A 26,241-nucleotide genomic window follows, 5' to 3' on the forward strand; every position below is an offset into this window, starting at 1 on the left:
CGCGCGACCTTGCGTTGAACACGGCTCGTCATGGCTCAAACCCCGCTACTTACCACGTATAACCTGCTTTCGCAGGAGAATGACCCGCAAAACCCCGGTGTCTACAACGAAACCTACGAGGTGGTTGCCTACGTGTGGGATACGGTTACCAAGGAACGTTTAGGCCCGACAACGCGCACGGAAAGCTACGCGCAAGGGTACCCCGGCGCGCCGGCGCCGCCGCAGAACTTCAGCTGGCCCACGGATGTAGCCGTCGATACCTACACCGTGCCAGGCGTTGGCCAACCGGGCTACGTTGCCGGCAAGGTCGGCCAAGTGGCCACTATTATGCACGATGGAGAAGGCGGTATAGTGGCTACCTACGCACAGGTGTGCGACCTGCAGATTGGCGAGCCCTCCTTCATGCCCAACGGCGACGACGTGGACTTTGTCGTGTCCTTCACCACGAGCGCCGGGGATGGGCAGGCTGAGCTATCCGTAAATGGGCTACCCTACAATGGCGTCTTTTTCCCCTCCCCGGTCGGTGACACACTCCCGCCCGGAGAGCAGGTCACATTGGCATTTCGGGATCGAAACAACTGCGTTGGCTCTGTCGCATTCACCGTGCCCTTATTCGGCTGCACTGACCCTGAGGCAGACAATTTCAACGTCCTAGCCACCGCGGATGATGGTAGCTGCGTCTTTTTCCCCCGCTACGATGCCGTGCACCTGCCCGTTCTCTGGAACTTCACGGCCCCCGCTACCCTGACCGGGGAAACGGCCCTGCTGTTCGTTATCGATACCACGCCCGATGCCGGTGCTACCTGGAACCCCATTGCCTCCCTGCGGCGGCTGGTGCAGCCCGGAGACGCTGTGCAGCTGAACCTGAGCGAGTACCTGAAGGCGCAGTTCTCGATTGAGCCCCCGGTAGAAGGGGCCGACCCGAACCTGCTGGTAACCTACCGCATCCGCTACGGCGCCTTGCCGGACTTCACCGGGCCCACGGGTACGCCCATTCGCACTACCCGGGCGCACTACGTACTGAACGCCACCGTGCCCATTCCGGCCGATGATGACCGGCTCTCAACGGCCGCTTACTCCTCCGTGCCCGTGGGCGCGCTCGGGCTGCGCACGGATCTGGACAGGGGAAACCAGCAAGTAGTCAACACGGCCACCTTAGCCGAGAGTGCTACGGCCTGGCCCTGCGCGGCCCGGCAGCTGTTCTGGCTCAACGAGCGAGGCGGCTGGGATTATGGCTTCTGGCTAGGCAAGCATGAGCGCGGTGTCAGCGCCCAGGGGGGAACGGTCGTGCGCGACTATCAGAACGCCCCGCGCTACACGAGCCGGGGCGTAGTTCAGCCAACGGCCACGCTCTACAGTGACCGGCTCACCCTTACGCAGGCACAGGTTCTTTGGGGCATCCGGCGCAGCATTCAGGTGTACGAGCGCACGGGGCTGGGCACCTACATCCCGGTCATCGTGCAGGAAGGCTCTTTCCGCGAGTACCAGGAGACGGATAAACTCTTCTTCGTCGATGTTACCCTTGCTTATCCTCCGCTGCTTATCCAGACGCAATAATGCTGACGCTCTTCCTCGACTCGCAGCGGGTAGACTTACCGGATGACGCCTCGCTGGCCCTATCTTACCAAGCTAGTGACCTGGGCTCTTTTGCTTCCCGGGAAGCTAGCCTGAGCGAATCTTTCACGCTCCCGCTAACCAACCGTAACCTGCGCGTGCTGGGGCTGCCGCATGTGCTGGATTCGGGCACGGATACCCCGTACCGGATGCTGCCGGCCCTGCTGCTGGAGAACGATGTGCAGCTGCTCGAGGGAATAGCCATTCTCGAAAGTGCCGGGGAAGGGTACGAGGTCACACTGACGTCGCAGGAGGGGGCGCTTTTCTCGCTGGTGAAGGACCGCGGCCTGCGGGAGCTGGACCTGTCTGCCTATGACCACTCGCTCACGTTCGCGCAGGTGCAGGCCAGCGGCACCCACGACCCCGAAAGGGGCTACCTGTACCCCTTGTACGACGATGGCCGCCTGACCCAGCGCACAACCCACCTCAACGGAGGTAACACCATTCACTTCTCGGAACTCAACCCAGCCGTATACTCGGCTGTCGTGCTGCGTCAGTTAGTGCGCGAGACCCTGGGGTCGGATTGGACGATGAACGGCACCCTGCTCAGCGACTGGCGCTTCATTCGCCATGTGCTGCCCTGCGCCACGCCGGGCCCGCACCACCGACCAGCCTACACTGATGCCCGAAAAGCCAGCGCGTTCAAGAACAGCCCACAAAGCAACCGAGCCCCTGAGCATGGGTACGTTGACCCCGTGGTCTTTTTTCAGGATGAGGTAGTAGACCCGGGCAATGTACTGATTCAGCTCCCGTTCGTGGCCACGAACTACCAGCTGCCAGGTGAGTACAGCGACGTGCGGGTGCAGGTGAGCATGGTGCTGCGTATTGAGGCGCCGAATTTCAATGAGAAGAAAAGCACAGCGCCCAAGGTAACGGCCCGCGTCATTTCGGACTACGAGCTCGGGGAGGAGCAGACCGTACTGGAAGGCTGGGGCTACCTCCCCGGCATCTTCATTTACCGCAATGTCGTCTTGGATACCACCTTGAGCCGCCTGCCGCCCAATGGCACGGTAGCCGTGCAGCTCTTCATCCAGGACGGGCTGCTGGTAACCGTGCAGCCCGGCGCGCAAGTGGTCTTTTCCCTGCTGCCCCGCGCGTACCCCGAAGGGCCGGTACACCTGGATGCTTCCCTGCCCGACATCAGCCAGGGGGAGTTTCTACAGCTGCTGGCGGTGCAGTTCGGGGCATTGTTCCAGTGTGATATGGCCACGCGCACCGTGCGCCTGGACTTGCTGCAGGACGTGGACCAGCGCCGCGCTCAGGCCCGGGACTGGACCTACAAGCTCGACCTCTCCCGCCGCCCCCGGCTATCCTACCGACTTGGCGACTACGCCCAACGCACAACGCTGGCCTATGCCGACAGCCCAGGTGAGACAAGTTTAACGGATCAATATACCGGTGAGGGGGCGTTACTTATTCCCGACGCGACGCTGGAACGGACGACAGAAGGCTACACGGCACCCGTAGCGCTTCCCCTGCTGCGGCAGGCCCTCCGGCAAACCACGGCCCTGGCCTATACCGGTCAGTTTGCATCTGAAATCGGCCGCCTCCTCTGGGTGCCCGGGGTGTTGTGGGAGCCTGGTGGGTACACGTTCTATAAAAACCGCTACTACAAAGCCATACGCTTCATGGTCTGGGAGCCGGGCACCCCGCCGCCGGATGATGAGGGCGGCCCGGTCTGGGAGCTCGTCAGCGAATCAGTGGTGCACGGCTCGGGGCAGGATTCGCCCACGGTTGCGCTGGTAACGGACCTGCCCTCTTTGGGGGATATTCTGGTAGGCGAGGGCGTGGAAGGGTTCGGGTTTCTGCCGGCTACCACCATCACGCCCGTGGGGCTGGACTTCGCCGCCGACCTGCTGCCGGCTTACTACCCTATGCTGCAGCGAATGCTGGGCCGGGTGCAGGTACTTGAGGTGGACGTGCGCCTGAACGCTGTGGACATTGCTGGGTTGGACTTCTCCTATCCCATCCTGCTGAACCTGCCGCACATCCCCGGGTATGGAGCCCTCCAGGGCTATTTCTACCTGAACCTGATTGATCAATACAACCCTGGCGGCACGGCCCCGGTGGCATGCACCTTGGTCAGCCTCAACAGTGGGCTGTTCATTCCGGCCGAAGTTGATACCGATCCAGTTTTCGTTCGCGTCACTGAGGCGGGCGAGGCAATACTCACCGAGGCCGGGGAAGCCCGCCTGAACGAAGCCCCGTAATGGCACAGGAACAGATACTTCTAAAGCTGGACGTAGACTACAACGACAAGCGCGTAGTAGAGCTACAAAAGCAACTCAACGAAAATAAGCAGGCCGTTCAGGACCTGAACAAAGCCTTCAAGGAAGGACGGATTTCGGCCGACGATTTGGCCGCCGGACAGGTGCGCCTAAAAAATGAGGCTAGCACCCTGCAGAAGGAGCAGGCCGTTCTCAATAAGGCCAGCCGGGATTTTGCCAAAGCCAACCAGGAGGCCGCGGGCTCCATCGACCAGCTCAAGGCCAAGGCCGCCCAGCTTACCGCGCAGTACAATGCGCTGGGCAAGGAGGAGCGCGAGAACACCGCCGCCGGCAAAGCCCTGCAGGCCGAGTTGCTGGCGGTGAATGAGGAGCTCAAAGCCGGCGGTTTTGCCGTGGGCGACTTCCGCCGCAACGTGGGCAACTACGCCGGCAGCATCGGGCCACTGGTGCAGGAGCTGGTGAAGCTCCAGGAGCAGCAGAAGGCCGTAGGGGAGGGGTCTGAGGAATACAAAAAGATTACCACCCAGATAGGCTTTGTTACGCAGGCCGTCCGGGAAGCCGGTGCGAAATCCGGCCTGTCTTTCGAGCAGGCCGAAGCCAAGGTAAAGGAGTACGGCGAGAGCATCCGGCCCGTGGTGCAGGAAATCATTCGGCTCGAAAAGGAGCAGGAGAACCTGGACGAGAGTTCGGATGCCTACTCACGTATTGGCTTCAAGCTGGCCGCCACGCAGAAGAAGCTAGCCGAGGCCCCCGTCGAAACCAAGAAGTTCGGCACGGCTCTCGTTGAGGCCGCCAAGGGTAGTGATACTCTTGGTGGCGCGGTGGGCCGGGTTACCGGGCTACAGGAGCGTTTCACCCAGGCGCAGGGGCTAGCGCGCACGGCCCTCGGCGGCACGGCCACGGCCACCAACGTGCTGAAGGTCGCTATGCTGGCCTTGCCCATCTTCCTGATCATCGCCGCCCTGGGTACACTCTATACCTACCTGACTCGCACGGCCGAGGGTACCCGGTTGGTGGAAAACGTCTTTGCCCAGGTGGAGGCGACCATCAACGTGGTGATTGACCGGCTCGGGGTAGTCGGCAAGGCCGTCATGCAGGTGCTCAGCGGGGACTTTGCCCAGGCGGCCAAGACCGCCACCGGCGCCTTCAAAGGCATCGGCGACGAAATCGAGCGGGAGGTGAAGCTGGCCGGTGACCTGAGCAAAGCCCGGCAGCAGCTGGACCGCGACACCGTGAACAACATCGACACGAACAAGCGCCTGCTCAACGAAGTGGAGCGCCTGAAAAACGTGCGCGACAACGAGGCCAACAGCCTGGCCGTGCGCCGTAAGGCCAACGAGGATGCATTTGCCAAGGAGCTGGAGCGGGAAAAGACCCTGGCCGATCTGGCCCGGCGCCGTATTGCCATCCTTAAAGCTGAAATAGACCAGCGGGGCGGGTTCGACAAGGTGTCGCTGGAGCAGCTGCGCGAGTATAAGGAGGCCCAGAACGAACTATCCGACATTCTCGAAGATGCCGCCGGGAAACAGAATGAGTTGATCACGAACCGCTTCGCCCTCAACAAGGAAGGGATGGAGAAGGAGAAGGAGGCGCGCAACAAGCTGGACGAAGCCATGCTGGCCTCCTACGAGGAAGAAAAGCGCCTGCAGGAGCTAAAGGAGGCCCAGGCCGAGAAGCAGCTGGAGGATGACATCAAGGTAGCAGCCAACAAGCTGGCCGAGGAGGAGCGCGCGTACCAGCAGAGCCTGAACGACCTGGACTTCTTTCTTGCGGGCCGCAAACGCGCCATCGAAAAGGACAAAGCCACAGGCCAAATAACGGAGGAGGAGTACCAGAAGGCGCTCTACCTGCTGGATATGTCCTCCTTTGAAGCCCGGGAGTTGATTCAGAAGAAGTTCAACAAAAGCACAGCCGAACTGGTAGGGCAGCGGGCAGACCGGGAAATTGCTGAGGAAGGCCGCGTAACGGAGAAGGTACAGGCCGAAACAGAGAAGCGGATAGAAACCGCCGTGGCGCTGGGGCAGGCAATGGGTCAGCTGTTTGCCGACACACTCAGCCAGCAGGGAGTGACATTGCAGGGCTTCCTGGGTAAATTTATCGTCCTCATCCTGGATGCGCTGGAAAAGCAAGTGCTGGCGCAGCAGGCCGCCGCTACAGCCGCTTCCCTAGCCAGCCCGGAATCTGTCGCCACGTATGGCACGGCGGGCATCCTAAAGGCAGCGCTCATCAATGGCCTGATTGTGGCGGCCTTTGAGTCAGCCAAGTTCGCCATATCGGCCGGAACGCAGACCGAGTTTGCCACGGGTGGCGGCATCGAAGGCCCTGGCACCGGCACGTCTGACAGCATACCAGCCTACGGGCCGGGCAACTACAGTGGAGCCCCTCGGTATAAACTCAGCAACGGGGAGCACGTCTGGACGGCACAAGAAGTTCAGAATGCTGGCGGCCACAAAGCCGTTGAAGCCATGCGGGCGCAATTCAAGCACCCGCTCAGCTCCCTGCAGGCGCTGCTACCACAAACTGCTTTCGCTACTGGGGGCGGGGTGCTTGCCCCTGGTATTGCCGATGGGGGAGCAACGCAGCGAGCAGCCTCGGCGGCCGTGTCGGGACTTGATTACACCGAACTGGCCCGGGCCATGGCCCAACAGCCCGTCTTTGTAAAGGTGCGCGACGTAACCAATGCCCAGCAGCGCAAAGCAATCATCACCAATAAAATCACGCTAGGTAAGTAACTACCAGTCCTTCTTTGATTGCTGCATGGCCTGCTTCAGCGCTTCTACCTGCTGGCGGCTAACCTCATCGATAGACTCAGTGGCTTTCAAAAGGGCTGGCTTCGGCTGGCCCTTTTTCGTCATGTACACGCTGCGGGCGGGGTCATACATGGTTTCCAGTGAGGTTTTGCCCGGCGCCTCTGGCTGCTGCGCATTGACAGGCACTCGGGAAATGGCATAGTTCGCCAGCTCATACCGGTAGCGCCCATCCTTTACTTCCACTTTGATGGTGCGCCACAACCGATGCTCAAGCGCAAGCCCGGCTTGGGTGAGAAATAAAGGGCTGAAGCCCTCTGCTATCAAGCGTCCGCTGGCCGCGTCCTGCGTGACGATGCTGCTTTTACCGGTCTTAAAAGAGCCCAGCAGCCATTCCTGGGCCCGGCTGTAAAGTTCCGACTGGGTGGCCCCAGCTACTTGCACAACACCAGAGTATGTAATCTGGTGCGTAGTGGAATCCAGGGGCAAGGGGTTCTGCCACGTCTGCGCGAAGGATGCAGTCGGGAATAGTAGCAGGAGCAGTACCAGGAGTTTCATGGCCGGCAATGTAGCAAAACGCCGGCCAAGTGTCAGGGCTTACCGCCTACGGTCGGGCCGCTGGTACGGTAGGTCCGGTGGATTTCCCCCCGGCCCAACGCGTTGACTACTGGGGCTACAAAACTCTGCAGGGTCGTGTGGCCCTCATCGTCTTTGAGCTTTTCCAGTGCCTCATATATCTCTGAGGTGACCTTGATGCGCAGGTCGCGCATGGGCTTCTTCTGCTCAGTCATAACGGGTATAGTTTATGCCGCAATTTGTGGCAAATCTACCCCGCTAGTTATTCGGGCACTGCATCTTTACCCTATGCATGTTGCAAAGGTAAATTTTGGAGAAACGATAGGTAGCGGGGACTGCTTCTGGGGGACTACCCTGATGGAGGTTCGTTATCTGTGTGAAGGGTATAGTGCCTTTGATTCTTCGCTGGAGCAGCAGCTGCCCGAGGTCGTTGAATTGCACTTTTGGAAGTGCTACGGCGGCGAGGTCTACGAGGGTTACTCCATCTACAACTACCTGCGCGGCCTGGCCAAGCAGGGCGTTGTGGTGAAAAGCTATAGCCACGGCCTGTGCGCCTCCATTGCCGTGCTGGTGTACCTGGCCGGGGATGAGCGCTACACCGATGAAGCCAGCCAATTCTTCACCCACAAGCCCATGTGCGACCTGGGGGCTTACGCCAACGCCGACGACATGCGCACGGCCGCCAACTCGCTGGATAAAATCCAGGACCAGATAGCGGGTGTGTACGCCTCCCGGGGCGGCATGAGTGCCGAGCAAGCCCAGGCCTTTATGAATTCAGATGCTTGGATAACGGCCGATGAAGCCGTTGCCGCTGGCTTCGCCACGGCCAAAACCAGCGGCGAACTGGTAGCTCCTGCGGGAGCTGAGAAGGTCATCAACTACTTCAAACCTCCACAAACCCCGCAGAACATGGCTATTACGCCCGCTGACGAACAACGCCTCGTTGATAAGTTTATCAATGCGGCCAAAGCCTTCTTCCTGCCGCGCAACGAAGCGGCCGAAGAAACTTCGGCTACGACGAACATGACCGTTGCCCTCGCTGATGGCACTTCCATTTACGTGGACGCTGCCGGCGACGACATTGCCCAGGGCGACCTGGTGTACACGGATGAGGCCATGACCACGGTGGCCGCCGATGGCGACTACACCCTCGCCGATGGTCGCACCATTGCCGTGGCTGCTGGTGCCATTACCTCCATCACGGAGGCTCCCGAGAACAACGCCGGCGCCACCAACACCGCCGACCTGGAAGCCGCCAACGCCCGCATTGCGGAGCTGGAGGCCGAGGTAGCCGCAAAGACCAACGAGGTAACCAACGCCACCAACACAGTGCGCGCCCTGCAGAACAAGCTCAAGACGGTGCCCGGCGCGGGCAACCCCACGCCTCCCGGCTCCACCAACAGCCTGCCCATCAAAACCGGCAGCGCCAAGCCTGCTGCTCAAAACTCGCTGCCCATTCGCACGCAAGCCTAAACGCAGCGCCGCCCTTTCTGAGGCTCAGATATTCCTCTCTCTTCCCATTCGCACTCAAGCCTAAACGCACATGGCCATTCCCGTTTACATCGAATCAGCAACCTACGCCGGCAATCAGGTAGATACCCCCGGCGACGTTATCAAGCGCGGGGTGTTCAACACCCAGGACCTGGCCATGCTTGGCTTCACCGTGCGTGAAGACGTGGTCGTGCGCGAGCAGATGTACCTGCTCTCGGCGCAGGAGAACATCACCCGCAAGCGCACTGGCTGCGGGGAGCGAACCAACACCGGCCGCCTCATTGCCCGCGAGAAGTGGCTGGAGGTGGAGAACATGCAAATCTGGGACGAAATCTGCGCCGAGGATTTCGGCGGCACCTTCTGGGAGCTGTACCGCAAGAAAGGTGGTGACGTGAACAACCTGGACGGCACGCTGATTCAGGACGTGCTCAACGAGTTGTACAGCAACATCTGGAAGCGCGACATGCTGACCATCGTGCAGTTTGGCGACACCAGCATCAACCCCGGCGTAAAGCCCGCCACCCCCGGCCCCGAAGCCACGTCGGCCGAAAAGGCCGCCTACCAGCTCTACATGCTGAAGGCGACCCTCGCCTCGCAGGATGGCTTCTGGAAAAAGGTATTCACCGGCGTAGGGCTGAAAAATGCCGATGCCGCCGACCCTGATGGTATCGTGCGCGCCGTGACGATTGACCAAGCTGCCGCCCTACCGGAGCACTACACCCGCGATGTGCTGTTGCCGGCCCTTTACAACGGCCAGTCTGACCTGATGGACGAGGTAGACGACAGCGAGAAGCGCTTCGTGCTGAGCCGTTCGCTGTACGCCAACCTGGAAGCCTCGCTGCGCAACCCCGGCGTTACGCTGGAGAAAGCCTACGACATCTTCCGCGACGGTGCTGGCGAAATCCGCTTCAACGGCATCCTCGTCGTGAAGAACAAGCTCATCGAGCAGCGGGCCCTCACGCCCTATGCCGCTGGCGACCCCCGCACCTTCAAGCGCCGGGCTTACCTGATCGTGGACGGTGGCTTCCAAGTGGGCACTGACACGATTCAGGAGTCGCAGACCATGAAGACATGGTACTCGGACGACACCGACCTGAACAACATCCGCATCCGCTACAAGCTGGGTACCCAGTACGTGGACGGGGACGTGCTGGTAGTTGCCTACTAGAAACCGCTCTACCGGCCTGCCTTCGGGTGGGGCCGGTTAAGTGTTTCACCTCTCACTTGCTTTCCCTATGTCCGCCTGCGCACTCAATCTCTCCAGCCTACTGCCTTCCTGCGAGGCCCTGAACAAGCCGGGTGGCACCCGGGATTTCCTCTACACCGTTCGCAAAGCGGATATCACGTCCGTTTCACGCGCCACTGATGGCACGGTAACGGGTGTCACGGTGACCACCGGAGCCCTGAAAAAGCACCGGGGCCGCAAGTTCCAGAACAAGGGCGACTATGAGCTGCAAACCTCGGCAACGGGTGTGCGCACGTTCCTGCACAAGGTAACCGACCGCCTTTACCACGACACCCAGGTCGAGCGCACCTCCATTGAGGCGCTGGCCAACGTGGAAGACCTCGTTGTTTTCCTGCCTACCAACGCCTCGCAGATTGAAATCTACGGCTTGGACCTGGGCCTTTCGCCTGCTACCGGCAAAGGTGGCACCGGCGTAGCCCTCGGCGACGACAACACCTTCCTCTTCGAGTTCCAGGGCTCGGAGTCAAAGCTGCCGGTGCTGTTCCAGGCGCCGAACGTGGTCGGCCCGCCTGCGCTGTCCGGTATCGACGCTTCGGTGGCGTTCCTGGATGACTTGGTAGGCGCGTAAGTGGCCTCCCTGCTCGAACGGGCCCGCTCCTTTGACGGGCGGCCCGGCACGGCCGAAGGCATTGCCCAACTGCAGCAGCTCTACTACGACATCACGGGCTACGCCCGGGCCTGCACGGCCTGCCACTGGTACGAGCTGCTCACCGAAGTCGAACAATTCGCCGCCCTCGGCATCGACCGGGAGCCGCACCCACCTTACTCTTCTCAACTTATGGCTACTACGGGCAAATTCCGCTGGAAGCAGAGCTTCAAAAAGCAAACCGCCATCCTCAACGACCCCGAAACGCGGGTTGTGGGCATCAACAACTTCGCCGACACCGACGAGCCGCTGCTCCGCCGGCATGGCTACGGCCATCTGATCGAGAAAAACCCCGACTACCAGGAGCCGACCGCCGCGTCGGAGCCGACGGAGGATGATGACGCGCTGCCCGCCCTGAGCCACCTGAATAAGTCGGAGCTGCGGGCCGCCTACGAGGCCGAAATCGGGGAAGCCCCGGCCGAAGACCTCACCAAAGCCCAGCTCACCGAAGCCATTGAGGCGAAACGTGCCACTGCTTAAAAATAACCCGCTGTGACCCAGCCCACCAACCAGGCCGACACGCCACGAAAGCCCCGCAGCGCACCCCGCGTGCGGGGCTTTCTCAATCTGGCCCCCGATGCACCTGTTTCCGACATCGTCCCGCACAAGGACGGGGCCGTGATAACGGGTGGCGTGTGGGGTGGCAGGGGCATTGCCTTTGGGCAGGGCAACACGGCCCCGCAAGTAGCCCTGGAAGCAGCCCTAAATTCCGGTACCGCCTACCGGTGCCTGGAGAAGCGGTCTGCTTTTCTGGAAGGCATGGGCCTGCCGCAAGTCCTGGCCGACGAGGAAGTGCCCGGCCAGCCCGGCAAGACCCTGGGCGAGTTGTGGGCGGAGGAGTGCAGCGACGGCAGCTACTTCAACGGCGCGGCTTTTCTGGTGCGCTACAACCTGGAAAAGCAGATCGGCGAGATACACCTGCTGCCTTTCCCCTCGGTGCGCAAAACCGACAAGGGTACTTTTCTGCTCAACCACAAATTCGGTCGCAAGGGCTTCAAGGCCGCCGACACCACCGAGCACCAAGCCTTCGACAATCGGCCCGAAACCATCGAGGCCATTCTGAAAACGGCGGAGGAGCCCATAGACGATAAGAAGCCCGGCGGCCCCAAGAAAGGCCAGCCCGGGCAGATTCTGTACGTCTACATTTCCAAGGCAGGGGAAAAGGACTACCCCTTGCCGCCGCACTGGGCGGGCCTGGAGGACGTACTCGCCGATGCTTCCTACGCGCGCTACGAACTGGATGAGGTCGATGGCGGCTTCAACGCCAAGGGCATGCTGGCCATGATCGGGGAAGAAAGCACCACGGCGGACGGGGAAGGCAAAACCGAGGAAGACCGCACCGACGACGAGCTGAAGCTATTCACGGGCAACGGGGCAAAGCAGGCTGGCGTGAAGCGCAAGAGCATCATGGTGCTGGATGTGAAGACCAAGGAAACCGTTCCGGTCTGGATTCCCATGAATACCACTGTGGACCTGAAGTGGCTTTCCGAGAAGAAGGAAGCCATCGGCCAAACGGTCTGCCGCCACATCGGCATTCCCCCCATTCTGGCGGGCTTTGCCAAGGCCGGGCAGCTCGGGGCCGCGCAGGAAATCCTGAACGCCGTGGAGCTGACCCAGGACGACCTGATGCCGCTGCGCCGCAAACTATTCCGCGGCTTCTGCCAACTCTTCCCACAGGCGAAAAACGCCACCATCGGTAATAAGCGCCCGATCAGCTTCGTGCCACCGGAGTTGATGGCCGTGCTCACCGAGGAAGAAAAGCGCAAGCTGGCCGTGGAGTATGGCATTCTGGCGAGTGCTGCCCCTGCTCAACCCGCCGCCCAACCCAACACCCAGCCATGAAGCCCCTAGTCGCCGATTTCTTTACCCGGTTCACGGCCTCCAAGTCCATCGAGACCCGGCAGCTGCAGCCCTTCATTCAGGATGCGCGCCTGCTCGATATGGAGCCGGCACTCGGGTACGAGCTGCTCGAAGCCGTGGAGAACCTGCCGGCCTTCACGGTAAGGGAGGCAACGGATATTGAGCTGCCCTCGGTGCTGCTGAATGACTTGGTGCGCCGCCGTGACCACGTATTCCGCGCCCTGGTAGACGCCCCACTGCTGGCGCCGCCAACTGAACCCGTGACCACGGAATTGTGGGCGTACGAGAGCCTGATAACCCTCGCCTACAGCTTCGCCCTGCCTTACTGGCAACACGCTGCCTACGCCCGGTTTCTGAGTGATTTCGGCATCAACGTGGTCAAAGGTGGGCTCACGGTGCCCACCGACCCGGGCGGCACGTTCATGCCGGCTTCTCCCGCCCAACGCGCCCAGCTACTAGCCAGCGCGGAAAGCAAGACCGAGGCGATGCTGGCCCGCCTCATGCGCTTCCTGCCCACCTACAAAACCGAATCGACCTGTGGCCCCGCGTCTCGCGTGTACCGTCGGCGTTTCCGCAGCATCTAATCTTCTTTCGTATGCTCCTGCCCGGCCGCAAGACGTCTAATTTTAAAACTACCCCCTTTCTGCTCCCGACGGACTACGTCGCCGTGCTGCGGACGCTTGATACCCCAGATCCAGCTGATCAGGACCTGGTGGGGACGGTGGAAATGGTGCTACGCGCTGTCCGCAGTGACCTATACCAAGCCAAGACAGTGGAGGAGATGCAGCAGCTGCAGGGAGATGAGCAACTCAACCCGGCTGTTATTTACCGCATCACCGGCCGGCGCGCACCCGACACGACGGCATTGCCGGACTTGATTATTGGCGGCCTGAGCAACGTGAGCCTCTGGCCTGAAGGCGTGCTCGACCCGGATACAAGCCCGGTCGTGGTCGCCTACAACCTGGTCACCGACACAACGACTGCCCGCGTGGGCGGGGCTTCGGATACCATCACCTTCCCCGTTACGCGGGCCCTGGGTGGGTATGCCATTGGTGACATCGTGGAAGTGGTGAACGATGCCACCGGCCTTGCTTTCAAGCAACTGCTGGCTCCGGAGAACCCGCCGGTTATCCAGGCTTTCACGGCCTCCAACACGCCCCGACAGTACGGCGCTTCTACGGCCGTTGCCCTGTCCTTCCAGGCCGCTGCCGGCGTGAATACGCCGGCCATCAACGTGGCGCAGGTGAAGGTGAACGGGGTAATCCAGCTCAACGGTGATGGAACCCCGAAGCTCTCAGGTACGGTGAACGTGAACACGGCAGCCGATACCGACACCAGCTACACGATGGAGGTAACGGATGCGGATGGCACGAAAGTGAGCCGCACCATCCAGGTGGACTACAGCAGCAAGCGCTTCTGGGGCGCCCTGAGTACCGACCCGGCCACCATGAGCGCCGCCGAGCTTTCTGCGGCGCTCAAAGCCCTGGTAACGCAGGAGTTCAGCGAGAGCCGCAGCCAGCTGCGCACCATCACCCTGGCCAATCAATACCCGGTCTTCGCTTACCGAGCCTCAGCCGGGGTGCCTACTGTCACGGTAGGCGGCCGGGCTAACAACAACTTCCGCAACGCGGCTTTCACCTTCACAAACAGCGAAAACACGCCCGAGTCCTTCCTCTGGGTAGCGGGTTCGCTCAATACGGGCACGTTCACTTTCGGCCTTTCCTAAGCTATGGCACATCCTTCAGGAGACGTAACCTTCGACACCATTACTACCTCGGTAGACAATGGCAAGAACTCGGTGTGGGCCCGGCAAAGCGAGTGGGACAAGCCCGTAAAGGATCAAGCTGCTCGCAATGCCCTCGGCATCGACCCCGAGGAAAAGCTCAACGCTTACGGCAATGGCTCCGGCCTGCGCACGGTCAATATGACCGTTACCTACGACAACGGGCAGAAGTGGCAGTTGCAAATACCTACCTGGGCTACGCTTACCCCAACGCAGAAGATTGCCGCGCTGAAGAACAACGCCAACTGGGTCGAGGTAACCGGCGGGAGCGGCTATGACGATGCAGCCCTCACCGCGCGGGTGCAAGGCGCCGAGGACCGCTTGGATGCGTTGGAAGAGTCGCAGGCACTGGCCTTGGGCGCTCCTGTGGTAAAGCGTGAGAGCACTGGCCTGGAGGGCTTTGCCAATGTAACGGAGGCGTTCGAAAACGGTGGGGGTAGCTTCATTTTCAATCAGTACCAGAACCTGCTCACTGGGGTGCGCAGTATCTCGGATACCGTTATTGAAGGGGGCGGGGCGCTGCTCTACGTAGGCAGCGGCGCGGAGCTTGAACTGGCGGACGGGCTCACCGTCGAAAACTTCGTCATTGCCAAGCACCTGGGCTCGCTCATCACCAACGATGCTCTGAAGGCTACCCTGCGCGGCACGAGCCAGCTGATTGGCCTAGCGATGAGCGATTCGGAGGTTCACGCCTTCGACTCCTCCGTGGTGGACACCTGCACGGGCACGGGTACCGTGTACCTCTACGACAATGCCTCGGCTACCTTCAACGCCCCGGGCATTACGATAGTGGACCGCCGCCCAGGCGCCAGTGGCTCCGGCCTTGATGCTAACCTGCTGGCCGGCCTGCAGAATGCCAATGCCCTGAGCGGGCTGAACCCGGTGCTGACCCGGGATGACCAAATAGCCGAGAACTTCCTGGTGCCCGGCGGGGGTACCGCCGGGCAGGCGTTGCTAGTGCAGCCGGACGGCACCTCCCGCGCTTTTCAGACGCTTACCGCCGCGCAGGTAGCCGACTTCACCGAGGCGGTGCAGGATGCCGTGGCCGCGCTGCTGGGGGCAGGCAGCAACATCACGCTTAACTACAACGACGCCACCAACTCCCTGACCATTGCGGCCAGCGGGGGCGGGGGTACCACCGACCTGGAGGCCGTTCGGGATGCCATGGGCATTGCCCTGGTGGGCATTGGTAACATCAGCATTGCGGTCAACGACGCGGCCGATACCATCACCATCAGCACCACGGCCACGCAGAACATCACGGACGCGGCCTCCGCGGCCCTGATGGATACGAAGGACGCGGCGGTGCAGGCGTACGCCATCCAGCGGGCCAACCACACGGGCAACATGCCGGCGGCCAACGTCACGGAATCGACTACCCGGCGGTTTGTCTCGGACACGGAAAAGGCCACCTGGAATGCGAAGCAGGATGCCTTTGCTCAGCGCACAGCCTTCCCCGTGAAGTTCGATGCAGAGGCCAACTATGGCACCAAGGCCACTCCCTTGACCGGGGTTTTCAGCTTCGACCTAACCGGGGCGAAGGTGGGCCCGATTGTCAAGCTGTACTGGACGCCCCCGGCCGGCACCACCTCCCTGGGTAGCACCATTTTCAAGGTGTTGGACGGGGGCAGCATCGTGGCCTCGGTGATGAACATGATCATGTTCGACTTCCAGGACGTGAACAACATCGAAACCAAAATAACGCAGTACAGCTAATGAGTCGCCGCCGAGCCTTTATGCTGATGGGAGACGGGCTGAAACCGCAGCTGGTCTTTACCATTCCGGGTACCTCCGTGACGGTCAACGCCACCACGTTGGGCGGCCAGCCTATGCGCCTGGTATTCGATGACGGCACCAGCCTGGCTGGCACCAGCGGCACGAACATGGTCAAGACCTTCAGCGCCGGCGGCCCGCATACCTGCATCCTCTACCTGCGCAACACGACCGACCTGACCATCCTGCGCATCCTGAGCACCCAGGGTATCACGACCGAGGGTCAGAGCACCGGCGTGGCCAGCTTCGCGCAGTTCCCGAACCTGGCGACCCTGAACCTGGACAACACCCCCTTCAACAAAGTCATCTGCACGGCCACCAGCTTGCAGATGCGCTTCTGGGTGCCCACGGCCACGATTGGTAAAAATGTGGACTTCTCGGGCATGGACTGCGTGAACGTGTTTGCCCAGCAAAGCCAGATCGAGTCGATTGTAGCCTGGCCCACGGTGGCCCGCCTCAACCAGCTGCGCCTCGACGTGAACAAGCTGGCCGGCTCCTATACTGTACCCGCTGGGCTTACGGGCCTGCGGACCCTCTACTTCGGCGACGGCAACACCACGGGGCAAACGAGTGGCACCGCGGCCACTACCTCGCTCAACGTGACGGGCGCCAGCGGCCTGCAGAGTTTGTACGCCAACGACCTGGGCAACCGTACGGTCACCTTCCCCACGACCCAGCGCCTGCTGGACCTAAACCGCAGCGCCCAGGGCAGCCTGCAATCGGGCAGCATCAGCAGCCTGATTACCCAGGCCAGCAGTGCGCTCAGCCTGAACGACCTGCGCCTGCGGGTGTCAGCCCTATCGGGGGCGGAGCAGCGCGACCTGGTAGCGGCCCTACACGCCAACCGGGCCAGCCGGATTGCCGGCACCAAGCGCCTGTATTTGGAAGGCGGGGAGCTGGCCTTCCCGTATCCGCAGACCGGCAGCACGGCTTTCCCCGGCCGGATTCATAACGCCGGCATCGTGGACGCGGCTACGCGCACGAAAATCGACGAGCTGACGGCTACGGGCTGGGTGGTGAGCTTCAACCGGCCGAACCTGAAGCTCCAGTACATCGACGCCTCGACGGTGGAACTCACCTACGAGGGTGACCTGGATATCGACATCTGGACCGCGACCCAGACCATCCGCCTCTCCGACTGCACCATCCGCACCGGCACCACGCCCTGGCTGGCCAACGGCGACTACCAGGTGCTCAGCGGCTCGGGCAAGGTATGGCGCATCAGCGCGGCCATGCCCAACAACGGAAGCACCGTGGTACGCGGGGTTTTCGACAAGATCTAACCTTCCCACCGTGAACCCCGTGCGCCACTCCTTTATTGAATTCTACAAGCTGCTCGGGTTTCGCGGGCCGAAGGACTTATTGGCTTCCGCCTACGGGCTGAAAGCCTACTCGCTACCGCTCCTGAAAATCCAGATCAGCGGTACGCTGCTGGCCGCCGTGGTGGCCTTCTGCACCAAGTGGGTGTGGAGCCCGCCGCTGGCCATGGTGCTGCTCCTGGCCCTGGACGTGCTCAACGCCTGGTACGGCTACCGGGTGGACGTGACGCTGCGGGGCGGCCACTTCAAATTCGAGGAGCTGCAGCGCACCTTCGGCAAGGTGGTGGGCACGCTGCTGGTGCTCACCTGCATCAAGAATCTGATCAACTCCTACGAGTACTATGCCTACGCCGCCGACGTGGTATTCGCCTGGCTTTTCACTTATAAGCTGCGCAAGCTGGTGGCCAAGATGGTGGCGCTGAAAGTCGTCGAGGGCGGCCTGCCGAAGCTGATCATGGGCCTGCTGGCCTCCAAGTTCGGGCCCTACATCGTGGACCACATCCAGAAGAAGGAGCCAACCCCTGAGCCGGCTCCCGATTCTACACCCGCATCCACCCCGGATGCACCAACACCTGTCCTATGACCATTGAAGTAAAACGCCGTGCCAGCACGGCCCAGAGCACCCTATCCGAGTGGTTCGTGAACGGGGTATTTGAATGCTACGGCATTGAGGACGTGGTGCGACCCGCCGGGGCCGCCAAAGTTTTCGGCAAAACAGCCATTCCCGCCGGCACCTACCAGGTGATTATCAGCTTCAGCCCGCGCTTTCAAAAGCAGCTACCCCTGCTGCTAAACGTGCCCGGCTTTGCGGGCGTCCGGATTCACCCGGGCAACTACGCCACCGATACCGAGGGTTGCCTGCTGCCTGGTACTGGCGCCGGCAAGGATATGGTGACCAACAGCCGGGTGGCATTTGACAAGCTATTCAAGAAAATCGAGGCGGCGACCAAGAAAGAGCGTGTGCTGCTCACCATCCGCTAGGCCCACATCTACTCACATTCTTTTCCATTTCACCCTTACCACTATGAAAAATTGGTTTGCCCGCATTTTCCTGTTTCTGCTGCTCGTGTCCGTGGGCCTGTGGTGGCGCCACGCCGCTAAGTCCAGCGACTACGGCTCCATTGAGGGCACGGCCTACCTGGTGGGCTTCGTGTTCGTCGCCCTGCTCAACATCGGCAACGGCTACGCCGACTGGCGCCAGCGGCCCGGTCGGCTGAACGGCAAAGCCCGTCCGCGCTGATGTTCTGGCTGCTCTACAACCTGTTTGCCCTGGTCGACGGATTCTGCGACGCGCTGCTCTACGGTGGCAAAGGCGCGGAATCCTTCGCCTGGAACGAGCATGCGCCCCTGCTCACGCGCCGGGCGCTGGCTGTGCTGGCGGCCGTCGCGGCGGCCGTGGAGGCGCTGCTGGCCGGCCCGGGTGAAATAGAAGGGGTGCCGCTGGGCCTGGCCTGGGTGCTCTGGAACATCCCGGCCGCGGCGCTGAGCTTCTCCCTCTTCCATAATGAGTGCTACAACTTCGGCCGGGTGCTGATCCGGGAGAAGACGGTAGCCCGGGCCCGGAAGGTGTTCCGCTTCAACTACCAATCCTCGACGACCACCGCCCGCTGGGATTTCGACGGTACTGCCCGCTGGGTGATGGCCGCCGCCGGCGTGCTCTGGCTCGGCCTCGGGTTTCTCTTACACGCCAAACTATGAATGAGCCCGTCATCCTGCCGATTAGCAACACGCCCGGCTACTACCTCTTCCATTGCCCTGGCTGTAAAGAAAGCCACCGCATCAACACCAACCCCGCGAATCCCGGGGCCTGCTGGACGCTGAGCGGGCCGCCCGACAAGCCGACGATTCGGGCCTCGGTGCTGGTGCGCAGCGGCCACTACGTGCCCGGTGGCACCGCCAAGGATGGCCGGTGCTGGTGTGACTACCACCGCGAAAACCCGGATAGTGGCGCGCCCACCTGCTACATCTGCCACTCCTTCGTGACAGATGGAAAGATTGAGTTTCTGAATGACTGTACTCATGCCTTAGCCGGCCAAACTGTTCCCCTTCAACCGCTATGAGACTTCTCCTTTTCCTCTGCCTGGTGCTGGCCAACTGCGCTGGCTCCGATAAGGTCCTTCGTGCTGCTCAGGATGACAACCGGCAAATGTCCACGAAAACCCCTGGAATACGTGGCAACTACGTGGCATTACCCGATTCGCTGCCAAAGCGCCGGCTCTTTGGCCTGCTGCCTGCCAAGAAGCCGGCGGCCGCTGTGCCTGGCTACACCTTCGGCAAGAAAAGCACGGTCATCATTCAGACTGGTACCGGCAACACGGCGGCTACGGCCACCAAGCCCGGCACCATGGCCACCGGCACTGAGGCCACGGCCGTGGATGCCGGCAAGGCCCGCGCCCCGGTGCAGACCGGCACGGCCAACCAGGCTACCGATAACACCAAGGCAGGCCAGCGCGGTGGTGCTGCGGCCACTGCGCCGGGCGCCAGTGCCGAGGCTACCAATAAAGGAGGTGGTACGCCCTGGTGGGTGTATGCTGTGTGTATTGGTGCCGGCGGGGTAGGGGGCTGGATGCTCCGGGGAAAGGCCAGCGTGTGGAGTTGGTGGCCGGCATGGGCCCGGCCGGGCTAGTAATATTTTTGGCTGTTTTTTACTAATAATTTTCTCCGCCACTCGGCGGGCTCAGCCGGCAATCGGAGCCGGCTAGGGAGAATGGGCAGCCCGAATACCCTGGCCTGAAAATCAAAAGCCCCGGATGCTATAGCCGGGGCTTTTTGTATATTCGATTATGCCTCGCTACTCCTACGAAGACGACAAACCGCTGCCTGATTGGGCAAGAGTCCTGATCACTATCTTCCTGATTGCCGTAGCCGGCATTCCCTCTTGTGTACACCCATACGGATAATCCGTACCTTTCAGCATGCTGCTGCCCCGCACGGGGCCGGCAAGGGTTGGCCTGAGCCAGCATCATGCTCCGCAGCCGGTGAATCATCCTATACTTCGCTGGCAAGTCCCAGGATGGGTAGCCGAGGGAGACGAGCCAAACCGAGAGAAGCCCGAACGCTGTCCGCGTTCGGGCTTTTTTTGTATGTTGGATCATGGCAGAACTAACCCCAAAAGTTTACCAGTTCGACGAAGGCACGCTCCAGGTATCGTTTACCCCGCGAATAGAAGAAGGAGAGCCCAATGGCCCCCTGCAGGCAAGGGTGCTGATAAAGGCCACAGGTATGCCTCCGGGCAAATACAAGGTCGGAGACAGCTGGGTGGAAGAGGTGTATGCAGAGGAGGTATATGCACGCCACCGTTTTGATACATTCTCGCAGGAAGATGCCGAGTACTGTATGCAGCATCTTTACCTAAACTATTTAAGAAGTGCCGACGACTACTGATGCGCTACTACCCGATGCTCTTCCGCCGCCGCCAGCGCTACCGGCGCCCACTGCCTGGCTGGGTTCAGGCATTACTCTGGCTGCTACTGGTTGTGCTTTATGACCTAGCCTGCCGCCTGCTGTTTGGCGTGCATACCGAGGTGATAGGGTAGAACTGAGGAAAGCCCCGACCTACACAGGTCGGGGCTTTCTTTATAAAAAGTGCCAACAGCTAGCCCCAGACTGTGTATTACCGGTGTGAAGTCCTAGCAGGAACAGCAGGCGTAGGCTGATTGCCAATGCATGTAGCAGAATAAAGCTCATGTAATTAGCAAAAACCAATTTGCAATGGCGCAATTTTTACACCCAAAACCTTTGTATTTGCGTTCAAAGGCTTATATTTGCTTTTGCAATGACGCAAATTCAATGTTCACGGGTAACATGGCCAATAGGTTCGATGATATAGATGCCTTACTGCATGGTCTCATGCAGCAGGACAAACCTTCACTGAAGGAGTTGTTCGACAGAAAGGTCCAGGAGTTGGACCTCCCTGTAACGGCGGCCTGCAAGCTGATCGGAGTACAACACCGGTCTGTGAAAGGGCTGCTGACTGGTGAGCAGAAGATTGTCGATATCACGACGCTCATCAAACTAGCCGAGTTCCTGCAAGTACCCCAGGAGGAAGTTGTGCAGTTGTATATGCAGGCCGTACAACAGCATAATCCTGTTACGACGATGTCGTTGCAGAAAATCGAGTTCATAAAAGCGAATTTCGATTTGGCGGCGCTTAAGAAAGCAGGCTTAATTAATAGCCTCTCCGATTATGAGCACATCGAAAACAGGATTACAAAGAGGCTCGGGCTTAAATCAATTCTTGAGTATAAAAAACCCAATGGTGATGTAGCCTTTAGCTCAGGTGTATTTAATCCGAAAAATGTTCTTACGCGCTCTTTCTGGATTAGTGCCGCAATAGCTTGCTTCGAAGAAATTGATAACCCATTCCCATATAGCAGAGAAGGGCTGATTAATATTTTTCCTAAGCTAAAGCGGTACTCAACCAATGTCGATCTGGGTCTCAAGGATGTAGTGAAGCTTTTATACAAAGTCGGCATCACGGTAGTATACCAGCCGCCTATGGCTGGGCTAAAGCTCCGGGGGGCAACGTTCAACCACAGAGGTAAGCCCTGCATTGTGCTAACCGATTACAAAGGCTTCTACCCAACCTTGTGGTTTGCGCTGGTGCACGAGCTGTACCACGTGCTGTTCGACTGGGAAGAAATAAAGACGATGAGGTACCACCTGACCGACGATACCAATGACGAGGTGTCCGTTCGGGAGCGGGAGCAAATGGCCGACATGTTTGCGAGAGAGTATCTATTCTCCCGTGACAAAACCAAGGAAATCAAAAGGTACATTCATGACAGCGAATACATTCGGGAAATTGCTGAAGAAAACCACATTCACCCGAGTATTATTTATGCCATGAATGCCTTCGACTTAAGCGGCGATGGTGCGCAGTGGGCGAAGGTTCGATTAATGTCACCACCATTCGAAACAACCATTAAAAACATCAATGCGCCACTTGACGATGACACACCAATAGAACAACTCTTACATGGGTACAAAACCGCCATTAAATTTTAAAGAAACCAACTAACATCCACATGAGAAAAGACGACCAACATCCTCCAGAGGATAAGAAAATTCTCTCCCTGGTAGAGCCAGAGGAGACCAACGCGGAAGCGCCTGTTTCTGCTCAGCCTGCAGAAGTAGCTAGTCCGGAGATTAGCGAAGAGGCCCGGCTGGAGCGGAACAAGCAGACCATGCTCTTGCTGCTCAGAACCCGCGAGGAGGATGAGAAAGATGCCAAGAGCAAGAAGGCTCGTAAAAAGCAGGAAGCCGAGCTTCTAGGCATCGAGGAGAAGTTGTGCCAGCATGTTATGGCACGCAAAGGCCCATACGCTCCACTCTTCCCTAACGAGGTTCCTTTTTTCGCGGAGATATTCCGGCTTAACGGCTGGGGACATCTTGACCCTACGGACTACCATAAGCCCAAAATCGTCTCCACTTGGGTGAAGGAGCTTATCTACAATCGGTTTGCAGTTGAAGTTCGGCCTACGTTAGAGGCTGTGAATCCATTAACACCTAGTGGATTCAGACAGTATAAGCATTTCGAGTATCTGGATAAGGCTGGCCGAGATAAGGTTGTGCAGTTCCGAGACGAAGCAATAGATGCAATGGGTAAGTGTACCACCTGGTATGAGTTCCGGCAGCTTATGCACAAACTACATGGTGTACCGTACCAGCTGCGGCTAGACCTGAAGTATTAAGCTTCATATTGGCACTGAGCGAAGCGCCCTGACTACAATAGTCAGGGCTTTTTCTTTTTCATTTCCTCCGGCCTTGCCATTCCTGGCTCACGTTGTCGCCTCCCTCATCCTGGAAAGCGTCATCGTACTCTGCCTGCCGTGCATCAAAGTCTGTGTCCTGTGAGCCTTCGTCGTAGCTCACATCCTGCGCCTCATCAAAGTCGGGCTGCTGGTACTCTGGGTCTAGCTTTACAGTTGCCATGGGTAAAATAGATTATGTGAAAAAACGGGAAAAGACGTGTTAAACAGCATCCCTGTCCTGCTGGCCGAGGATGAGCTGGCGCAGGAGCGCCGCCTGCTCTGGGTTCTGCATGGCCGTTAGCAGCTGCTGCGCAAGAGTAGGAGGAGCCGCCACCGGCAGGGCCCCGCGCAGCTTTTCGTACTCGGCTGCTATGCGGGCCTCCCGGATGCGCGAGTAGTGCAGGTTCATCGTCTTCGGATCGTGGCCGGCCATCGAGGCGGTTACTTCATCAGAGAATCCCATATCCCGGATGCGCTGCGAGAACGTGTGCCGGGCCAGGCCTACCGTAAGCGGCACGCTCAGGTAGCAGACCGCGCTAATGACTTTCAGTTCCTCATTAAAGTGCTGGTTGCTGAAGCGCGGCAGCCCACCCCGGTACCGGCTCAAGATGGCTTCGGCCTCCGGCAGCAGCAGCATGCTAAACTTCACCTTGGATTTTTGGCGCGTCATGCGAATCCATTTCACGCCGCTGGCATCGGTGTGCACGTGCTCCTGGGCATTGAAGCGCATGTAGTCCACATAGGCCAGCCCGGTGTAAGCGCAGAACAGCCAGGCATCTGCCACCCGGGCCAAGCCTTCGCGGCAGAACTCGGTAGTGGCTAGTAGCTGCACCTCCGCCTCGGGCAAATACAGTGGGTCGCGCTTTTGTATGCTTACCTGAAATTGGTATTCGGCAATGGTATTGCTGCTGAGCTTGCCCTCGTGGGCGCCGAAGCTGATAATCTGCTGCAGGGTGTTGACGTGCTTACGCGCGGTGCTGCCCGTGTACTGTTTATGGTCGACGCCCCAACGCTCGAATTTCCGGACCCAGGGCAAGTCCACCGCGGCGGCTAGTAAGCCCGCCTGGCTGGTGGAGCGCAGGTACTCCTCTAAAACACGCCGGCGTACCCGGAAACCCTTCAGGGTATTTTCCGCCTTGCCCTCCGCCGGCCGGCTGATGTTGGTATAGAACAGATCAGCTAGCTCCAGCAACGTGAGGGGCCTCGTGCCGGTGGCCGCTACCTCCCGCTTGATGCGGTCGGCAGTTACATAGGTTGGTCCGTCCTTCAGCCGATTCCAGGCCGAGTTGATTTTCGACTTCCATTCCAGCAGCATAGCGTTAGCATCCTGCACCCATTCGCGCTGGGCCTCGGCCCGGTCGGCACTCATGCCTTTGACGATGGCCTTTACTTCGTGCTTATCAATATCCCACTCGGCCTCCGTGGCTTCGATGCCTGTGGCAATTTCACGGCGCTGGGGGCCGACCTTGATACGGACATAAATAGGAGCCTTCCCGGTTACGGGGTCGGTCTGGTTGTTCACGCGCCAGAGGAGCGGAGGCTGCATACGGGGCTGTGGAATATGCGGCATGGCAAGGCTTTTAGTTACTAATATAATTAGCAAAGTAACGCTAATTAGATTGGTAAGTTGTTTGCCTGCCTGCAGAAATCAGGGGGAAAGGGGGCTACTAACCTCGGGGCCGAATACTAACCCAGGGCCTAACCCCTGGTCAGCAGCTGAAAAAGGGCCAAAACAAAGCCGCCAGCGCATATTGGCTGGCGGCATCCGGTGATTCTGCTTACTAAAAAACTACCTTGGTAGCCCCGGCGGGAATCGAACCCACATCAAAAGTTTAGGAAACTTCTATTCTATCCGTTGAACTACGGGGCCAGGCTACGCGCCGTTTGCAAAGTAACCGGAAAGTAAAGTGGAACCCAAACCTGCCGAAGCCCCCCCGCCGTATAGGCCCATATTTCTGCCTTCCCCTCCCGATTTCCTTTTCTATGGGCTTGCTTGATGAACTGCGCACTGCCCGACGACTGGCCGGCCAACGCACCCGCACTGCCGTGCCGGAAACGGCGGCCCAGCCTGCCTTGCTTTTCATCCCCGATATCAGTGGTTTTACCCGGTTTATCGAAGAATCCGGCAACAACCAGGCCCCTTGGCTGATTGCCGACCTGCTGGAAATTCTCATCGAAGCCAACGTGCTGAACATGCAGGTAAACGAAATCCAGGGCGACGCCATCTTGTTCTACCGCCTGGGGCCGCCGCCCACCATTGCCGAGCTGGCCAGCCAGTGCCGCCGCGTGTTCCTCGACTTCCAGAACTACCTGCGCATTATTGAGCGCGACACGGATTCGGCGCTGGCGGCCGTGGTGCGGGAGCATGCCCTCACACTCAAAATCATTGTGCACTACGGGCCGGTACACGTGGCCCGCATCCGGGAGCATACCAAGCTCATGGGCCGCGACGTGATAGTGGTGCACCGCCTGCTCAAAAACGACGTGGTAGGCAGTGAATACGTGCTGCTGTCGGCCGAGTATCTCGCTACGCAGCGTGCCGCCGCCATCCGTGCGGCCTTTCCCTGGACGCGGCTGCTGGCTGGCGTTACCAACTACCAGTACCTGGGCGACATTCACTACCAGTACGCCCACCTCACACCTTTGCGTCTGCTGTTACAAGGAGCAGAGCCCGGGCGCAGCAATGCTGTGCAGGTACGGCGGGTGCTGCCCGTATCGGCGGCCTACGCACTGCGCGTGGTAAGCAACCTGCGGCTGCGACCCAACTGGCTGCAGGGGACGCACAGCGTGCGGTACGACGTGAGCAAAAGCAACCGCCTGGGCAGCACCTACAACGTGGGCCTGAACCGCGGGCAGGTAGACTTTCAGGCCGTGCAGCACTTTGTGGGGGCCGAGCGACTGGAGTACGTGGAGAAGATTGCTCACTTCCGCATGTTTCCCAACTCTCTGCTCTTCTTTTTCCTGGAAGAAATATCCGATAAAGCCTGCCTCCTGACCCTGGAATTCCGGTACGGCCACGTAGCTGCCACCAGCCGTTTGGTGCGCTTTGGGCAGCTTCGGCGCCTGCACCGGTTTTTGGGGGCGTCGGTGCATGCGTTGGCGGCCCTGTGCCGCCAACTCACGCGCCCGGGCCCCGGGCCCACGCCGCCTAACCGCACAAAGCCCCGCATCTAATGCCACGGCCGGCCTCCTGCGCAGGAAGCCG

27 protein-coding genes and 1 tRNA gene are annotated in these 26,241 nt (G+C 60.0%); 23 read left to right on the top strand and 5 right to left on the bottom strand.

Going from position 1 to position 26,241, the window contains the following annotated elements; all coding sequences use genetic code 11:
• Positions 1–30: 30 nt before the first annotated feature.
• The 3 genes from HER32_RS11945 to HER32_RS11955 are packed head-to-tail and all read left to right on the top strand — an operon-like array spanning position 31 to position 6,574.
• Positions 31–1,557, top strand: a complete 1,527-nt coding sequence (locus tag HER32_RS11945) for a hypothetical protein (RefSeq protein ID WP_168682030.1) — start codon at positions 31–33, stop codon at positions 1,555–1,557.
• Complete coding sequence (locus tag HER32_RS11950; RefSeq protein WP_168682031.1) at positions 1,557–3,824, top strand: hypothetical protein; 2,268 nt, start codon at positions 1,557–1,559, stop codon at positions 3,822–3,824. The genes HER32_RS11945 and HER32_RS11950 overlap by 1 nt, the downstream gene beginning before the upstream one ends.
• Positions 3,824–6,574, top strand: a complete 2,751-nt coding sequence (locus tag HER32_RS11955) for a hypothetical protein (protein ID WP_168682032.1) — start codon at positions 3,824–3,826, stop codon at positions 6,572–6,574. The genes HER32_RS11950 and HER32_RS11955 overlap by 1 nt, the downstream gene beginning before the upstream one ends.
• Here the strand turns inward: HER32_RS11955 and HER32_RS11960 are convergent, their stop codons facing one another.
• A complete protein-coding gene (locus HER32_RS11960; protein WP_168682033.1) occupies positions 6,575–7,147 on the bottom strand; it encodes a DUF4468 domain-containing protein in 573 nt (190 codons plus the stop codon).
• A gap of 32 nt (positions 7,148–7,179) precedes the next feature.
• The gene (locus tag HER32_RS11965; protein WP_168682034.1) at positions 7,180–7,380 is read right to left on the bottom strand and encodes a hypothetical protein; all 201 of its coding nucleotides are present in this window, start codon (positions 7,378–7,380) and stop codon (positions 7,180–7,182) included.
• A gap of 142 nt (positions 7,381–7,522) precedes the next feature.
• Between HER32_RS11965 and HER32_RS11970 the strand changes: the two genes are divergently transcribed.
• The 19 genes from HER32_RS11970 to HER32_RS12060 all read left to right on the top strand — a co-directional run bounded on the left by HER32_RS11970 (position 7,523) and on the right by HER32_RS12060 (position 22,976).
• Positions 7,523–8,638 (top strand): Clp protease ClpP, encoded by a 1,116-nt coding sequence (locus tag HER32_RS11970; protein ID WP_168682035.1) that lies wholly within the window; start codon positions 7,523–7,525, stop codon positions 8,636–8,638.
• 70 nt (positions 8,639–8,708) lie between these two features.
• Positions 8,709–9,824: a hypothetical protein gene (locus HER32_RS11975; protein WP_168682036.1), complete on the top strand. Its 1,116-nt coding sequence runs from the start codon at positions 8,709–8,711 to the stop codon at positions 9,822–9,824.
• Positions 9,825–9,891: 67 nt separating this feature from the next.
• Positions 9,892–10,470, top strand: coding sequence for a hypothetical protein (locus HER32_RS11980; protein ID WP_168682037.1), 579 nt, complete (start codon positions 9,892–9,894; stop codon positions 10,468–10,470).
• Complete coding sequence (locus tag HER32_RS11985; protein WP_168682038.1) at positions 10,471–11,028, top strand: hypothetical protein; 558 nt, start codon at positions 10,471–10,473, stop codon at positions 11,026–11,028.
• A gap of 12 nt (positions 11,029–11,040) precedes the next feature.
• The gene (locus HER32_RS11990) at positions 11,041–12,390 is read left to right on the top strand and encodes a hypothetical protein (protein ID WP_168682039.1); all 1,350 of its coding nucleotides are present in this window, start codon (positions 11,041–11,043) and stop codon (positions 12,388–12,390) included.
• Positions 12,387–12,992 carry a tyrosinase family protein gene (locus HER32_RS11995; RefSeq protein ID WP_168682040.1) on the top strand — a complete coding sequence of 202 codons (606 nt, stop codon included), beginning with the start codon at positions 12,387–12,389 and terminating at the stop codon, positions 12,990–12,992. Before HER32_RS11990 ends, HER32_RS11995 begins: the two co-directional genes overlap by 4 nt.
• 11 nt (positions 12,993–13,003) lie before the next feature.
• A complete protein-coding gene (locus HER32_RS12000) occupies positions 13,004–14,134 on the top strand; it encodes a hypothetical protein (RefSeq protein ID WP_168682041.1) in 1,131 nt (376 codons plus the stop codon).
• A 3-nt stretch (positions 14,135–14,137) separates the two neighbouring features.
• The gene (locus tag HER32_RS12005; RefSeq protein ID WP_168682042.1) at positions 14,138–15,907 is read left to right on the top strand and encodes a hypothetical protein; all 1,770 of its coding nucleotides are present in this window, start codon (positions 14,138–14,140) and stop codon (positions 15,905–15,907) included.
• Positions 15,907–17,247: a hypothetical protein gene (locus tag HER32_RS12010; protein WP_168682043.1), complete on the top strand. Its 1,341-nt coding sequence runs from the start codon at positions 15,907–15,909 to the stop codon at positions 17,245–17,247. Before HER32_RS12005 ends, HER32_RS12010 begins: the two co-directional genes overlap by 1 nt.
• Positions 17,248–17,266: 19 nt before the next feature.
• A complete protein-coding gene (locus HER32_RS12015; protein WP_168682044.1) occupies positions 17,267–17,866 on the top strand; it encodes a hypothetical protein in 600 nt (199 codons plus the stop codon).
• Positions 17,863–18,264, top strand: coding sequence for a DUF5675 family protein (locus tag HER32_RS12020; RefSeq protein WP_168682045.1), 402 nt, complete (start codon positions 17,863–17,865; stop codon positions 18,262–18,264). The genes HER32_RS12015 and HER32_RS12020 overlap by 4 nt, the downstream gene beginning before the upstream one ends.
• A 43-nt stretch (positions 18,265–18,307) precedes the next feature.
• A complete protein-coding gene (locus HER32_RS12025; protein WP_168682046.1) occupies positions 18,308–18,523 on the top strand; it encodes a hypothetical protein in 216 nt (71 codons plus the stop codon).
• On the top strand, positions 18,523–18,981 hold the full coding sequence (locus HER32_RS12030) for a hypothetical protein (protein WP_168682047.1): 459 nt from the start codon (positions 18,523–18,525) through the stop codon (positions 18,979–18,981). The genes HER32_RS12025 and HER32_RS12030 overlap by 1 nt, the downstream gene beginning before the upstream one ends.
• Positions 18,978–19,343: a DUF6527 family protein gene (locus tag HER32_RS12035; protein ID WP_168682048.1), complete on the top strand. Its 366-nt coding sequence runs from the start codon at positions 18,978–18,980 to the stop codon at positions 19,341–19,343. Before HER32_RS12030 ends, HER32_RS12035 begins: the two co-directional genes overlap by 4 nt.
• A complete protein-coding gene (locus HER32_RS12040) occupies positions 19,340–19,909 on the top strand; it encodes a hypothetical protein (protein WP_168682049.1) in 570 nt (189 codons plus the stop codon). Before HER32_RS12035 ends, HER32_RS12040 begins: the two co-directional genes overlap by 4 nt.
• A gap of 467 nt (positions 19,910–20,376) precedes the next feature.
• On the top strand, positions 20,377–20,667 hold the full coding sequence (locus HER32_RS12045; RefSeq protein WP_168682050.1) for a hypothetical protein: 291 nt from the start codon (positions 20,377–20,379) through the stop codon (positions 20,665–20,667).
• On the top strand, positions 20,667–20,819 hold the full coding sequence (locus HER32_RS12050) for a hypothetical protein (RefSeq protein ID WP_168682051.1): 153 nt from the start codon (positions 20,667–20,669) through the stop codon (positions 20,817–20,819). The genes HER32_RS12045 and HER32_RS12050 overlap by 1 nt, the downstream gene beginning before the upstream one ends.
• Positions 20,820–21,132: 313 nt before the next feature.
• Entirely contained in the window at positions 21,133–22,290 is a 1,158-nt protein-coding gene (locus tag HER32_RS12055; RefSeq protein ID WP_168682052.1) for an ImmA/IrrE family metallo-endopeptidase, read from the top strand.
• 20 nt (positions 22,291–22,310) lie between these two features.
• The gene (locus HER32_RS12060; protein WP_168682053.1) at positions 22,311–22,976 is read left to right on the top strand and encodes a P63C domain-containing protein; all 666 of its coding nucleotides are present in this window, start codon (positions 22,311–22,313) and stop codon (positions 22,974–22,976) included.
• A 58-nt stretch (positions 22,977–23,034) separates the two neighbouring features.
• On the opposite strand, the gene HER32_RS12065 is transcribed toward HER32_RS12060, so the two are convergent.
• The 3 genes from HER32_RS12065 to HER32_RS12075 all read right to left on the bottom strand — a co-directional run bounded on the left by HER32_RS12065 (position 23,035) and on the right by HER32_RS12075 (position 24,906).
• The gene (locus tag HER32_RS12065; protein ID WP_168682054.1) at positions 23,035–23,217 is read right to left on the bottom strand and encodes a hypothetical protein; all 183 of its coding nucleotides are present in this window, start codon (positions 23,215–23,217) and stop codon (positions 23,035–23,037) included.
• A gap of 39 nt (positions 23,218–23,256) precedes the next feature.
• Complete coding sequence (locus HER32_RS12070) at positions 23,257–24,582, bottom strand: phage integrase SAM-like domain-containing protein (RefSeq protein ID WP_168682055.1); 1,326 nt, start codon at positions 24,580–24,582, stop codon at positions 23,257–23,259.
• A 249-nt stretch (positions 24,583–24,831) separates the two neighbouring features.
• A tRNA-Arg gene (locus tag HER32_RS12075) sits at positions 24,832–24,906 on the bottom strand.
• Between the two features lie 113 nt (positions 24,907–25,019).
• Between HER32_RS12075 and HER32_RS12080 the strand changes: the two genes are divergently transcribed.
• Positions 25,020–26,210, top strand: coding sequence for a DUF2652 domain-containing protein (locus HER32_RS12080; protein ID WP_149069855.1), 1,191 nt, complete (start codon positions 25,020–25,022; stop codon positions 26,208–26,210).
• Positions 26,211–26,241 lie beyond the last annotated feature (31 nt).

Origin of the sequence: Hymenobacter sp. BT18 (assembly GCF_012273015.1) — a bacterium.
Lineage (GTDB): Bacteria > Bacteroidota > Bacteroidia > Cytophagales > Hymenobacteraceae > Hymenobacter > Hymenobacter lutimineralis.